This is a genomic window from Sodalis sp. (in: enterobacteria), assembly GCF_047607725.1.
Classification (GTDB): Bacteria; Pseudomonadota; Gammaproteobacteria; order Enterobacterales; family Enterobacteriaceae; genus JBLKSS01.
Genome location: NZ_JBLKSS010000151.1, coordinates 1 through 12,266 on the forward strand (window position 1 = coordinate 1; position 12,266 = coordinate 12,266).

17 protein-coding genes and 5 pseudogenes are annotated in these 12,266 nt (G+C 51.9%); 18 read left to right on the forward strand and 4 right to left on the reverse strand.

All coding sequences use genetic code 11. The features are described 5' to 3' along the window. The 3 genes from ACMX3H_RS13615 to ACMX3H_RS13625 form a co-directional block, all read left to right on the forward strand. The coding region (locus ACMX3H_RS13615; protein WP_415211215.1) for a replication/maintenance protein RepL at nucleotides 1–196 on the forward strand (196 nt) is incomplete at its 5' end. 73 nt (nucleotides 197–269) lie between these two features. Further along, on the forward strand, nucleotides 270–401 hold the full coding sequence (locus ACMX3H_RS13620) for a hypothetical protein (RefSeq protein ID WP_415211216.1): 132 nt from the start codon (nucleotides 270–272) through the stop codon (nucleotides 399–401). After that, a complete protein-coding gene (locus tag ACMX3H_RS13625) occupies nucleotides 398–541 on the forward strand; it encodes a hypothetical protein (RefSeq protein WP_415211217.1) in 144 nt (47 codons plus the stop codon). The genes ACMX3H_RS13620 and ACMX3H_RS13625 overlap by 4 nt, the downstream gene beginning before the upstream one ends. 100 nt (nucleotides 542–641) lie before the next feature. Here the strand turns inward: ACMX3H_RS13625 and ACMX3H_RS13630 are convergent, their stop codons facing one another. The 3 genes from ACMX3H_RS13630 to ACMX3H_RS13640 form a co-directional block, all read right to left on the reverse strand. Then, the gene (locus tag ACMX3H_RS13630) at nucleotides 642–911 is read right to left on the reverse strand and encodes a hypothetical protein (RefSeq protein WP_415211218.1); all 270 of its coding nucleotides are present in this window, start codon (nucleotides 909–911) and stop codon (nucleotides 642–644) included. A 19-nt stretch (nucleotides 912–930) separates the two neighbouring features. Further along, the gene (locus ACMX3H_RS13635; protein WP_415211219.1) at nucleotides 931–1,914 is read right to left on the reverse strand and encodes a replication initiation protein; all 984 of its coding nucleotides are present in this window, start codon (nucleotides 1,912–1,914) and stop codon (nucleotides 931–933) included. A gap of 306 nt (nucleotides 1,915–2,220) precedes the next feature. Beyond that, the gene (locus ACMX3H_RS13640) at nucleotides 2,221–2,394 is read right to left on the reverse strand and encodes a hypothetical protein (protein ID WP_415211220.1); all 174 of its coding nucleotides are present in this window, start codon (nucleotides 2,392–2,394) and stop codon (nucleotides 2,221–2,223) included. Between the two features lie 205 nt (nucleotides 2,395–2,599). On the opposite strand from ACMX3H_RS13640, the gene ACMX3H_RS13645 reads away from it, so the two are divergent. The 10 genes and pseudogenes from ACMX3H_RS13645 to ACMX3H_RS13690 all read left to right on the forward strand — a co-directional run. Further along, on the forward strand, nucleotides 2,600–2,731 hold the full coding sequence (locus ACMX3H_RS13645) for a hypothetical protein (RefSeq protein ID WP_415211216.1): 132 nt from the start codon (nucleotides 2,600–2,602) through the stop codon (nucleotides 2,729–2,731). Between the two features lie 186 nt (nucleotides 2,732–2,917). Further along, nucleotides 2,918–3,277 (forward strand): hypothetical protein, encoded by a 360-nt coding sequence (locus tag ACMX3H_RS13650; RefSeq protein ID WP_415211221.1) that lies wholly within the window; start codon nucleotides 2,918–2,920, stop codon nucleotides 3,275–3,277. A gap of 274 nt (nucleotides 3,278–3,551) precedes the next feature. Further along, a complete protein-coding gene (locus tag ACMX3H_RS13655; protein ID WP_415211222.1) occupies nucleotides 3,552–3,848 on the forward strand; it encodes a helix-turn-helix transcriptional regulator in 297 nt (98 codons plus the stop codon). Further along, nucleotides 3,845–4,477 carry a hypothetical protein gene (locus ACMX3H_RS13660; RefSeq protein WP_415211223.1) on the forward strand — a complete coding sequence of 211 codons (633 nt, stop codon included), beginning with the start codon at nucleotides 3,845–3,847 and terminating at the stop codon, nucleotides 4,475–4,477. The genes ACMX3H_RS13655 and ACMX3H_RS13660 overlap by 4 nt, the downstream gene beginning before the upstream one ends. A gap of 66 nt (nucleotides 4,478–4,543) precedes the next feature. Beyond that, nucleotides 4,544–5,683, forward strand: a complete 1,140-nt coding sequence (locus ACMX3H_RS13665; RefSeq protein ID WP_415211224.1) for a PD-(D/E)XK nuclease-like domain-containing protein — start codon at nucleotides 4,544–4,546, stop codon at nucleotides 5,681–5,683. Next, nucleotides 5,680–6,915 (forward strand): recombinase RecT, encoded by a 1,236-nt coding sequence (locus tag ACMX3H_RS13670; RefSeq protein WP_415211225.1) that lies wholly within the window; start codon nucleotides 5,680–5,682, stop codon nucleotides 6,913–6,915. Before ACMX3H_RS13665 ends, ACMX3H_RS13670 begins: the two co-directional genes overlap by 4 nt. 18 nt (nucleotides 6,916–6,933) lie before the next feature. Continuing rightward, entirely contained in the window at nucleotides 6,934–7,221 is a 288-nt protein-coding gene (locus ACMX3H_RS13675) for a transcriptional regulator (protein ID WP_415211226.1), read from the forward strand. A 286-nt stretch (nucleotides 7,222–7,507) separates the two neighbouring features. Beyond that, the gene (locus tag ACMX3H_RS13680) at nucleotides 7,508–8,266 is read left to right on the forward strand and encodes an Rpn family recombination-promoting nuclease/putative transposase (protein WP_415211230.1); all 759 of its coding nucleotides are present in this window, start codon (nucleotides 7,508–7,510) and stop codon (nucleotides 8,264–8,266) included. Then, on the forward strand, nucleotides 8,266–8,991 hold the full coding sequence (locus tag ACMX3H_RS13685; protein WP_415211227.1) for a DNA-binding protein: 726 nt from the start codon (nucleotides 8,266–8,268) through the stop codon (nucleotides 8,989–8,991). The genes ACMX3H_RS13680 and ACMX3H_RS13685 overlap by 1 nt, the downstream gene beginning before the upstream one ends. Nucleotides 8,992–8,996: 5 nt before the next feature. Further along, nucleotides 8,997–9,428, forward strand: a pseudogene (locus tag ACMX3H_RS13690) (IS21 family transposase); the annotation flags it as partial. Nucleotides 9,429–9,478: 50 nt separating this feature from the next. Here the strand turns inward: ACMX3H_RS13690 and ACMX3H_RS13695 are convergent. Beyond that, nucleotides 9,479–10,381: pseudogene (locus tag ACMX3H_RS13695) on the reverse strand (Tn3 family transposase); the annotation flags it as partial. Between the two features lie 66 nt (nucleotides 10,382–10,447). Here ACMX3H_RS13695 and ACMX3H_RS13700 point away from each other — a divergent pair. The 5 genes and pseudogenes from ACMX3H_RS13700 to ACMX3H_RS13720 form a co-directional block, all read left to right on the forward strand. Further along, nucleotides 10,448–10,927 (forward strand): annotated as a pseudogene (locus tag ACMX3H_RS13700) (lysozyme). Nucleotides 10,928–10,982: 55 nt separating this feature from the next. After that, nucleotides 10,983–11,320 (forward strand): annotated as a pseudogene (locus ACMX3H_RS13705) (PBSX family phage terminase large subunit); the annotation flags it as partial. Beyond that, nucleotides 11,316–11,447 (forward strand): annotated as a pseudogene (tnpB, locus tag ACMX3H_RS13710) (IS66 family insertion sequence element accessory protein TnpB); the annotation flags it as partial. The pseudogenes ACMX3H_RS13705 and tnpB, both read left to right, overlap by 5 nt. Nucleotides 11,448–11,477: 30 nt before the next feature. Then, a complete protein-coding gene (locus tag ACMX3H_RS13715) occupies nucleotides 11,478–12,044 on the forward strand; it encodes an IS66 family transposase zinc-finger binding domain-containing protein (RefSeq protein ID WP_415211228.1) in 567 nt (188 codons plus the stop codon). After that, nucleotides 12,044–12,266 (forward strand): IS66 family transposase (locus tag ACMX3H_RS13720; RefSeq protein WP_415211229.1); only part of this gene is annotated, 223 nt, incomplete at its 3' end. The genes ACMX3H_RS13715 and ACMX3H_RS13720, both read left to right, overlap by 1 nt.

Genomic DNA, 12,266 nt, shown 5'->3' on the forward strand with positions numbered 1-12,266 from the left:
CGGAACGCAGCGAGAAATAGCCAAGGAGGAAAATGTCGGTGTAGCAACTGTCGCACGTGTTTTTAAGGCGCTAAAAGATAATGGATATTTGAAGCAAAAGCGCTCAGGAACTTATCTTTTAAATCCATCAGTGATCCATTATGGAGGAGTCGGTAATCATTTAACGATATTAAGAATCTGGAATGATTTAACTTAATAGTCGGCGCTTGTAGTGGCTGTCACCACAACAAGCATCTGATCCAACAACTATCCATACTAGGAGTCGGACTATGAAAAAGTCTACCTTCCGCGTGCGCGCTAATGAAGCGCCGCAATCGATTCTTGCGCTATTTGCTCGTAAATCGCGCTATCTGACCGTTCGCCAGCGTGCGTATCTCCTGAGCATGGGAGGTGGCGCATGAGGACCAAATCCAAATTTTCGACCATCGCCAGATTCGCTGCGTTCTCTGAGCGCGAAGGGGATTTGAGCTATGCGGCGATGCTGTGGTGTCAGGCCAACGAACTTGCGGTTCTGGACGGCACACCGTGCGCACGTTTGTGAAACTAGGCTGCGTCTGGCGGCGAAACCTCTGCGCGTGAGAGTCGGTGGCATCTTGATTTTTCGGCTAGCGATGTTTAGCACCTCATCAGATTTTGCATTTTTATCCGAGAAAAATATATTTTAGTGCAGCTATGACAACGGCTATGCCAACTGCAAGAATTAACTTTTTAATCCAATCCAGATCGGTTTTTATCGAAGCTAAATCCGTTTTCAAGCTGTCGGTAGAAGCTCGTAAGTCTTCCTTCGTAGCGATAGAGACGTTTTGTAGATCGGCTATTACTTCGACAAGTTTTTCAGCTTGCTTCTCGTCCATACCAGATTCTTTCAATGCTTTGATGGCATTGTGTACATTAAGTGTAATTGCAGCCATTTTTCCTCCATAAAACTTTTTAGTTTATACGCTCTCTCATCTTTAGTTCCTGGCTTTTTTCCTTGTGCCAAAAAGGTTTGAACAGCTTTGAATACTCGACTGCTCGTCGTAAATCTGGCATATCAAGGCGTAGAGCAGGATCGTATTCCTTCAGCGCTTTCTCATACTGGTAAAGTATCTCTGTATTCTTCTTCATCCACTCCCCCTCTGCGTGCGATCCGCTTTTTACGTGAAGACGTTTTACCAGTCTCGGACGTTTAGGTTTTGTTGTTGTGGATTTTTCTTCTACGCAGCCAAAGCGCATTCCAACAACAGTTCTACCTTGCCTTATTGGTTCCCAATGCACCGATAAATCTGTATTCTCGTTAATATCTCGGATGGCTGGCTCTATAGTTTTACGCTTTAAATCAACAAATCTGGCACTAGATTCTGGAAATAAGGCTTTAAAATCCACTAGAGATAAATCTATTTCAAAAAAACCATCACGTTTACATCTGGGAGGGTTTTTATGGCTTAAAATATACATGTACATCCTAAAAGACATCATACTTTTAACACTTGTTATTGCGTTAAGAAAACACCATGAAAAATTGTTTTTTATGTTAAACAGGAATGGGTCAAGATCTTGATTTAAACGAAGACTTAGCCCTGTACTTTTACCGTCTATTTTTTCGTATTTGTATCCAGATAACCAATTAAGAACAGTATATGACTCTTTTCTTTTATTAATCACGAAAAAAGTGATCTGGCTCTTTGAAAGAGAAACTACTGCTTTTTTCATACATCGCCAGACGTTTTTCTTATTAAGATCGAAAGTTACTTGAAACTCATGAGCTGTAAATGATACCCAGCCAGGGTTTTCTAGTCTTTGATTGACCTTTGATAAAAACAGAGTTAGTGCTCGAAATCCATCGATATCGAGTTCGTACTTCGCGGTAATCAGATCATTGCTTTGTACGACCAACTTCTTATTGTCATCTTGCCAAGACTCGATATCTGTCACGATCGCTTCCTTCATAAATCATGAGCCGTAGGCTCTGTTTGTTTATCTTTGAGATCTTTACTACTTTACCGTCGAAAAAAAATGATTTTAATCAACACTTTATAGCTATTTGGTGTGACTAAAAAGCGGTGCTCATGTGACCAAAAAGCGGCTTTGGGTGACTAAAAAGCGGTAGATAACTTCTCCAATAAAATGCGTTTAAAAACAAAAAAATTTGGCTTTGCACGGAGTATATTGGCGATTTTTATCGATTTTTTATGCTTGTTTGGGGGGGGGTGCCAACCCTCAAGTGTGACCAAAAAGCGGTTATTTTAAGTTTAAAACATCATTTATATTGTCTCTAACTACTGTCATCCTTATGATTTTAAAGTTTTTTTCATCAACAAAAAGACGGGCATCATTTCTCCACTGAGATACCATCTGAGATGTCACTCCAAAAGCCTTGGCTATATCAGTGTTGCTAAGACCCTGTAACTTCATGAAATCCTTAAACTGGATCATTTTTTTCCTCTATGTTATGGTGCATTCTGACACATAAAATAAATTTAGTAAATTTATTTACTTTATTTTTTGATTGTGAAAATATGCTCTATAGACAGTAGAGAGTACATTGTTTGCTACCTAGTTGGGCTCGAATCCCAGCTAGGCAACTAATCCAAAACCTAAGCAACCTAGGAGTCGGACTATGAAAAAGTCTACCTTCCGCGTGCGCGCTAATGAAGCGCCGCAATCGATTCTTGCGCTATTTGCTCGTAAATCGCGCTATCTGACCGTTCGCCAGCGTGCGTATCTCCTGAGCATGGGAGGTGGCGCATGAGGACTTCACGTTATTCCGAAATTGCCCGCTCTGCTGCCCAATGTGAGCGTCTTGGCTATCTCGACGATGCCAAAAACTCTGGCGCCAAGCCAACGAACTCGCGGTTCTGAAAGCCAACCTCGACTGGACGGCACACCGTGCGCACGTCTGCGAAACTCGGCTGCGTGTGAGAAACGGGGGTGTAGCATGAAAAAGAAAATTACCGTCGGTTATTCTTCATCCGGCCGTATCCTCGCGGGCTATTCAAAGATGGACTCGAAAAATAACAAGAGCTTCATTGGCGAAAAATACGACGTGACGCATGAAGTTATGGCGGTTGTTGCTGAAAAGCTTGGCCATGACGATGAAGGAATCGAATGGAATTTAGGGGATGGGAGAATCCTTCGGCTTCAAGTTGATTTGTATCAGGCGACGAAACCAGCCCACGAGAAAACCGGGGAGTGCAGCATGAACCACATATCGATGTTCACCTGCCTGAATCTGACCACACCCTGCGCGGTAACGGGTAAGAGCGGCATACCGTTTTTCAATCCGGCGATGAGATAATTACTCGGCTTTCCGGGCATAGCACATTCTGACGCACACCCCATGGCCCTTGAGCTTTTCCACGCTCAGGAAAAGAAAGCCCGCGAAAACGGCCAACTTTTCTCGGTGCAGAATCAGTGTATCTATGGCCCAGAGCAAACGCTGTAATCCTACCTGTTCGATTTCTGCCCGCAATTCGACTGCGTTGATGACCAGTCGGAGGATGTGGAATTCGAGTGCATCGGCACCATCCCGCCATGCGCGCCCGTTTGCGTTCAGCTCGACGCTGGAATGCGTGGACGGGGAAGCGCCGCGTCCGGCGACGTTTGAGCCGGGTGAGCTGTTTGCGCAAAGAGAATGGGAAGTCCTCTTCTTCACCCTGCATGGTCTGACAGCCAAAGATGTTGCCCGGCGGCTGGAGATATTTAACCGCACGGTCGAGAACAAGCTTCAGGATATTTACCAAAAGAGCGGCACGCACAGCGCCAGAGAGTTAGCCATGTACTGCCGCGAAAACGGGACGGACCGCTATATCCCGCCATCCCTGTTGCCGCTATCGAGCCACGTTCTGAGCCAGGGAGGTGTTGCATGATGTATCTCAAAGTGAAATTTATCCGCAACACCGACCATCCGCACGGACGGAAAACGCTTGAGGGCTACATTGCGGCCGAGAATAAAACGGTGGCCAAGGTGAAAGCGGCGGAATATCTCTACGAGCAGGATGGAAAATTCGCGATTTACTACAAGGCTCCGCGTTTCGAGGAAATCACCGAAGAGCTGTACATCAGCAAAACCGAGAAGCAGCTCGATCACGTAGACGAATCCGCCATCAAGCAGTACTGCGCGTTGCTGTCCCTGTTCGGCGAGGAAGAGAGTTACAGCGAGGACGAAGTGCGGGACGCGGAGGCGTTGCTCAATAATCCCAAGGGCGAGGAGGCGGAAGACGTTGCCCGCTATGACGCGCTGCTGCAAAAGGTTAGCACGCACAGGGGAACGATGGCGAAGGATGCGACGCTCGAGGATATCAAATCCGCCGCGTTGTGCCTGTATCGGGGCGGGGAAGTTGGTGGTGATATTGTGCATAAATCCGACGATATCCTCATGATTATAAACACGAACACCGAATTACCCCCGGAATCTGTGGACAAGCCTGAGGAAAACGCGTCGAAGCCAACGGAAAGTGTTGAGGCTGTAGAAATTGACGAATCGGTTAATAATTAACCATTTTGTGATGGCCGGTCATCAGAACAAGACGACGACAAGCCTCGGGATTGGCCTGACCTGGAATTGGACATCGCCCGTGCGCTTTGGGAGGGCGAACTTCATTGGGAGGCCATTCCCTCTGAGGTTGAGCAATGGGCGCGAAAACTGGTGAAACGCTGCGATGGGAATATGCGGCGTTGGTATCTAGCCCTGCGTGAGGTGCCGAATGTCCTGTCGCGCAGCCGAGAATTTATCTTCATGGTGATTCGTTCCCCGCATGACCCGGAAATCTATCTGACCCCGGAAGCTATCGATGCGTATGTCGCCAGTTTCGTCGAGCCGGAAGCGGTAGACGAGGACTCAGTGTCGGATGAAATCGCAGAAACGCCGCCGATGCTTGAACGCGACGCACAAAGGCTGGCGAAATTCCTGGCGCCGGAAGCAGTGGATTTGCCAGAAAGCCCGGATGCGGATGATGAGTGGGTGCCGGGTTTGCCCGAGGATGAGCCGGAAACCTCTGTAGCAAGCGAAACGGCTGATGTGCCAGCTATCGCTGAACTTGAAACATTAAACACCGAGGACGTCGAATCCGAGATTCAGTACTCGCCGGAAACGGACATGCCTGCATTCCTTCGCGACCTGAAGCCGATGAATCTGCGTAGCAACGAGGGCAAGGAACGACTTGCGGCATTTGAGGCCACTTGCGCGGAGCGCGGCATTATGCCGCTCAAGCGTGACGATTTCGATACCGTGTGCCTGATGCGGGATTCGGCGCTGGCCTATCCGACGGTGGCGTCGTTGCTGGAAAACGTGCTGTTGCTCAAGGTTCGCCCGGACTGGCTGGACGAATTCGCGGGCGCGCCGTTCCTGCTGGATATCAAGACCACGGATGACGTGCTGGATTTTGGCAAGTCGGTAGAGAAGTTCGGTTACCACCTGCAAGCGGCGTTTTATGAGTTTGTGATGGAGAAGGTCTTTGGTCTGGGCGTGGATTTCGCGTTCTGCGCGATTAGCAAACGTCAGGAATGCGGGCGCTATCCGGTGTTGCTGGGGATTCTGGATGAGGAAGACGGCTATACGGGTCGCCAGTTGATTGAGACGACACTGTTTCATCTGGCGACCGGCAATAGGCATCCCGCCTCGGGGCTGGCGACGTTCTCCCGACAGTGGTGGGCAAAACAGGCGGACAGAAAACGCCGTGAAGCGCAGGAAGTGATGGCATGAATGGCACCTCATTTGATGCGATGAACAGTATTCACAGCGACCTTCAGGCAACGTTACTTCAGCAGGGGCTGTCCGCCCTGCTTCCGGTGCACGTCACACCGGAGCAGTTTACCCGCGCCGCCGCCAATGCTCTGATGGAGAACCGTGACCTTCAGTTTGCGGATAAGCCCTCTCTGGTACAGGCGCTGACGAAATGCGCTACCGATGGCCTGATACCGGATGGGCGGGAAGCCGCCCAGGTGGTTCGTAATCATAAAGTCGTCTATATGCCGATGGTCGATGGCGTGCTCAAGCGCGCCCGTCAATCCGGGCAGGTCGCCAATATCGTCAGTAAGGTGGTGTACGCCGCCGACCAGTTCGATTACTGGGTGGATGAACGCGGCGAGCACCTGAAGCACCGCCCGGCGTTTGAAGATCGGGGTGAACTCCGTTTGGTGTATGCCTTCGCCAAACTGACCAGCGGCGAACTGGTTGTAGAGGTGATGGGCCGCGCCGAGGTAGATAAGGTCCGCGCTACCGTCAGCAGTTCCGGGAATAGCAGTAGCCCCTGGGTGAAGTGGTACGACCGCATGGCGCTCAAGACGGTGCTGCATCGTCTCGCCCATCGCCTGCCCTATGCGTCGGAAACGTACTCGCTGTTTGATACAGAGTATACGCCAGCCGAGGGGCGTACCGAGACAGGTGCGGCACACAGGCCGGCAGCCAATGCGCGCCCCCGACTGCGCGATGTGCTGAACAACCACCGATTCACTCCGGCGCCACAGGCTACAGCGCCAGAAACTGCGCTTGTACCGCCTGAAAATCCGGTCCCAGAACCCGAGGTGTCGCCGCCCGCACTTGAAGCTGCGCTTATCGCTTTCGATGACGCTACCGACGAGGAAAGTTATCAGGCGGTTGTCGAGCACTGCAAAACAATCACCAAAACGCTCTCAGAAGCTTACAGAGGCGTTTTACTGGCGAAGATGAACCAAACCTCAGCAAGGATAGGAAGACACCGTAGAGAGGCTTACGCGCATGCAGAGACTAAAACATCTGTGGCGATGGCTGAGGGACGCCCTCAAGGCGCCAGGCCACCCCTGAATATTATCCCGCTGGCGAACAGCTCCGGCACAGGCTGGCGCTTCCCGGATAACTCGATAGAGACCCGCTATTTTGAGGCCCAGCAACGAGCGGCAGCGATGGGGTGTCAGTTACAGGCACGGCAAACGAGCCGATATAGCGCAAGTCATTGAGGGGAGCAGGGGTAACGTATGAAAATTTTTGACCCTAATGATTATCCAGAGTTACACAATCTCTTCCCGGCGTTAACTCCGGGTCAGTTTGAGAATTCATTGCTTCATGCATTCGGCCTTTCGCAGAAAAAAATCGCCGCGGTGCGTGGTGTTTCATTGGTGACGGTCAATACCTTAATTTCACAAGCAAAATCCCAATTTGAGACAAAGTCATTAACGGGATTACTGACTGTGATACACGTCCGTTTGGTGCTTTTTGCCTTGTATGGGTGCCAAAGGCGAATGGGGATATACACAAAGGACTAGATAGGAAAACGAGCCGATTTAGTACGAGCTATTGAGAAGATATGAGCATGAAAAATACAATTTCTGTCGGTTATTCAACATTTTCATGGCGTATTCTGGCCGGATATTCCACGCAAGAAGCGAACACCACGCGCTTTACGGGCAAGAAATACGATGTCACGGATGAAGCGATTACGGCGGTTGCCCGAAAGATGCTTCATAGTGAAGAGAGTATCGAGGTGAATTTCGGGACTTTCTGGAAATCYATCTGCCGCCGCATCTGCGCAAGCACTGCRATTTCGGCACACTGGCGATGGCCTACGGCTCGTTTATCGAGGACGATCTCAAGGGCCAATGCTCGGATATGCTCTACTCGATGAAGACTACCACGGGCCATGATGGCTACGTCTATTGCCTTATCGAGCACCCGAGCCGACCGGAAAATCTCATGGCGTTTCGCCTGATGAGGTATGCCGTCGCCGCAATGCAGCGGCATATTGAGCAGGGCAATGACCAGTTACCGGTGGTAATCCCGCTGTTGTTCTATCACGGCACGACATCACCGTATCCGTACAGTACAAAGTGGCTGGATTGCTTCGCCGAGCCAGAATTGGCGGCCACTGTTTATCATCAGGCATTTCCGCTGGTCGATATTACCACCATACCGGATGATGAAATTCTGACTCATCGCCGGGTTGCGCTGCTGGAACTGGTGCAGAAGCACATCCGTACCCGTGATATGCTGGAATTGGTTAACGAACTGGCCGGATTGCTCGAACAGTGGGCGTACCCCAAAGAGCAGTTTCGCAGCTTGCTATACTATCTGGCCGAGGCGGGAAACACCGTTGAAGGGAAAAAATTCATTCGTGCGCTGGCAGAAAAAACGCCGTGCTACCGGGAGGACGCCATGACGATTGCAGAGCAGCTACGCCAAGAAGGCGAGCATAGCGCCTCGCTGAAAATTGCAAGGCAAATGCTCACCCGTGGAATTCCACGCGACGCCGTTAAAGCGTGCACAGGCCTGTCTGATGACGAATTGGCTTCCCTGTTCGACGACGGGCGCTAGTGCATCGCATTGATTACCAAATCGCACTCAACCACATCACCGAGACCAGCGAAACCCCGCATCAGGCCAAACAATGGTTTATCGTGCAGCAACAGCACGCCGGGGAAATTGCCCGGGTCAGACTGGCGCTGCATAGCCTGCCGTATGTGACGAGCTACGAACTGCCGTTTCGGCTGCTGCTTATCCGTGCGCCACAAGCTATCGAAAAACTGCGCGACGAGCTGACCATCCATAGCCACCGGGTGGAAATTAATGGCAGCAAACGCGGAGTGTTGTACAACCTTGATGCCTATGTCGTCGCGCCGGAGACATTTCACTACACGCGCAAATTCACGGTTTTTCGCTCCGGCGCCGAAGGTGGCACAGAAAACAGCTACACCAGTATCGCCCGGCAGACGAGCGTACCGCCCGAACGGCTACGGCTGGCACTGACCTCCGGCCTGCTGGTGACGGCACTGGATGCGTTGCTATTTTTCGGCGTTCAGCGGCTCGCCAGCGATATTGCTGCTTTGCGCAAAAACGGTCTGAAAATTGATTTGCTGCATGTCGAGGCGTTTGACTCCCAAACCCAGCAATTGCGCGAAATCCCGTTCTATTGCTGGTTCCGGTCATGCCCGATCAGCGATTCCGATTCTGTCCGATCGCTCATCTTCTGTTCCGCCATACTCTGGAGACTTTTAGCTTCCGGGGGTATGGCATGGCACGTAAAAAGAAGAACGCGATAACATAAATATTCATATATATCAATGTATTATGAATTAAATTTGAGCAGCGTCGCTCGAATCGCACCATCGCGGCAGCGCTCGGCATCGGCTGTACCACAGTGCACGATATCCTCGGCCGATTCACGGTAGCTAACCTGGTCTGGCCATTGCCGGCGGAACTGTCCCCCGTCGACCTCGACCGCCTGCTCTATCCCGGCAAATCCGGCAAGGCTATCAAGACCTTACCCAGCTGGCTTGATATCGATACCGAGTTAAGCCGCAAGGGCGTGACCAAACAGCTGCTCTGGATGGAATATCAGGCCGCCGTGGGCGGTGATGCCCTCGGCTACTCACAGTTCTGTGCACTGTTCCGTGACTGGAAAAAGAAGCAGCGGCGTTCCATGCGCATGGAGCACAAGGCCGGCGAAAAGCTCTTCATCGACTTCTGTGGCCCCACCGGGGTTGTAAGCGGGAAGCCGCCAAAATTTTGCGGGCTTACGCCATACGACTATGACAACGTAAGACCTTCAATCATGGCGTCCAGGTCGAGTTCTTTCCCTTCGCTGATAAAGGTGTAATGTCCGTTCAGAAAGATATGCTGCCAGGCTACGGGCGACATTCGTCTGAGAAGGACAAGGCCCCGGGTGTTACCGATTTATTCATACTTCTGCAGCAACCACGACAGCAGGGCTGAGTTATAATAAATAATAATGATGCTGAGCAGCCGCCCGCACTGATTGCTGATTTCCAGCTCAATATCGTTCTGATCCGTCAGCTCTTTTTTGCCACCGACCCGTGCGATCGCTGAGCGAAGCTGATGCCAGGATTCGATGCGATTTTGCGACCGGTGGCTGTTTCTGGCAATCTGTGGGTTACGAAGATATCGGAGGATGTAAAGGCTGCGGATCAGTTTATCAAACTCAAACAGGGCCTGCCTTGTCGGGTTTTCCGCTGAATAGGTGCATAATTTCCGGATCAGGGCGCCCTGAGTAATTTCTTTCATCCCCAGCGTGGCGATAATCTGGTCCAGATGCGGTTTTTCATCAATGATAACTTTTTGATTTATCTGCCCCACTGGCCGGATAAGACATTTTTTATAACGTTCCGGAGTATCCGCGCAGTATAGCTCTTTCAGCATGTCCTCTGTCGAGGTAAAGCGGGGTTCAAAACGCCGGCCAAACCAGTGAAGAATGGCAAAATTGGCCCGGTTAATACTGTGCATGTCACCGGTTATCGCCGTGGGTACAATCCCGCTGGTATTCCTGTACCAGATATCGAAAACGTGATGTGCTTCATACTCATGGGCACCGATAAGATAACCATTTAGTGGAATATGGTTACACAGCAGTATGTAAGCCACCACGCCCTTCCCAAGGCCAAAATATTTTTTTGATGCCCGGGCTTTGATCGTCGCCACCTTTGGCTTCAACTGGTATTACCGCTACAAGGAATACCGCTTTCGTACGCGAGCGCAATAATGAATCCCGCACTCAGAAAAAGCCTTATCCAGGCATCGACCGGCGGGACGCTGGCTATTGCCGCCGTGCTTATTCAATAGCATGAGGGGCTACGCACTACGCCCTATCACGATGGCGGCGGCGTGCTGACCGTCTGTTACGGCCATACCGGGCCGGATGTCGTCTCCGGCAAGCGCTACACCGAGGCAGAATGCCGTTTGTTTCTCAACAGCGATTTACGCGTTGCGCTGTCGGTCGTTGAACGCAGCGTGACGGCGTCACTCACCAAAACACAGAAAGCCGCGCTCGCCGCCTTCGTCTACAACGTCGGCCGCGGCGCGTTTGCGCGTTCGACTCTGCTTAAAAAACTCAATGCCGGAGACACGCAAGGAGCCTGTGACGAGATGCGCCGTTGGGTGTATGCCGATGGCCGTGTATGGAAAGGGCTGGTCAGTCGCCGGGACGTTGAGCGTGAACTGTGCCTCAAAGGACATCCCTGATGCACTGGAAAATCTTCCTCGTTATTGCCGCCTTACTGGCGTCGATGACCGGCGCGGCGCTGACTTTGGTTTTGCCTGCGATCCCAGTACAGTACGTTAATCCGGAGCTTTATACTGGGTAGTGATCTGTACGTCGAATACGAAGCGTGGGGCGGGGCGGTTGAACTGGATTCCCTGGCCGGATTTTACGACAGAGTGCCTGAGTCACGGCGTTGGCCAATCAAGGCAGATAACAGCAGACCGGAAACTATCAGTTATTTGCGGCGACAGGGCTTCAACATTAGCCCCGCAGCAAAGTGGAGTGGCAGCGTAGAGGATGGCATATCCTGCCTGCGGGGATTCAAACGGATATACATACACCCGCGCTGTAAAAAAACGTTGGAAGAGGCGCGGCCGTTTTGTCTGGCCGCTGGCCCAGGACGGCAAGGTGTTCCTGACACAAGCCCAGTTGTCGATGCTGCTTGAGGGAATAAATTGGAAACAACAGGAACGCACTTCGTTTAACCTGGCGATATTGTAATAACCCGATAGCCTCCCTTAACATCCCGGCATGAAAAGAAAAAATCATGCCCTGCCCACTGATGTGCCCGCGCTGCAGGCGCTGATACTGCAACAACAGGCGACCATCTCATCCCTGCACGATGACCTTAACGCACGGAAATCGGAAATCGACCGCCTGCTGGCGCAACTGGCGAAACTGCGGCGTCTGTACTTCGGGCGCAGCTCGGAAAAGGCCGGGCGGCAGATAGTCCAGCTGGAGCATCGCCTCGAAGAGCTGCTGACGGAAGATAAGGTGCAGTCTGTGCGTGTCGATGACCCGGCGGTGCCGCCGGCCTTACGCCCCTCGCCGGTGCGTCGGCCCCTGCCGCCGGAACTCCCGCGTGAAGAACGCTGTCTGGAGCCGCAGGAGCCGGCCTGCCCCGATTGCGGCGGCGACCTTAAACCGCTGGGCGAGGATGTGAGAGAACAGCTTGAGCTTATCAAAAGCGCGTTCAAGGTGATAAAAATCCGGCGTAAAAAGAAGGCCTGTGCCCGCTGCGATGTCATCGTCCAGGTGCCGGGCCGTCGCGACCCATCGAACGCGGCATCGCTGGACCGGGCCTGCTGGCGTGCGTGATGACGGCGAAATACGCGGAGCACTCGCCGCTGTATCGCCAGTCGGAAATTTTCGCCCGCCAGGGCGTCACACTGAGCCGGGCCACGATGGCCGGCTGGGTGGGGTTATGCGGCAACCTGCTGGCGCCGTTGGCCGACGCGGTATGCGACTATGTGATGTCGACGGGTAAAGTCCACGTCGACGACACGCCGGTGGACGTGCTGCAACCGGGCAAAGGCAAGC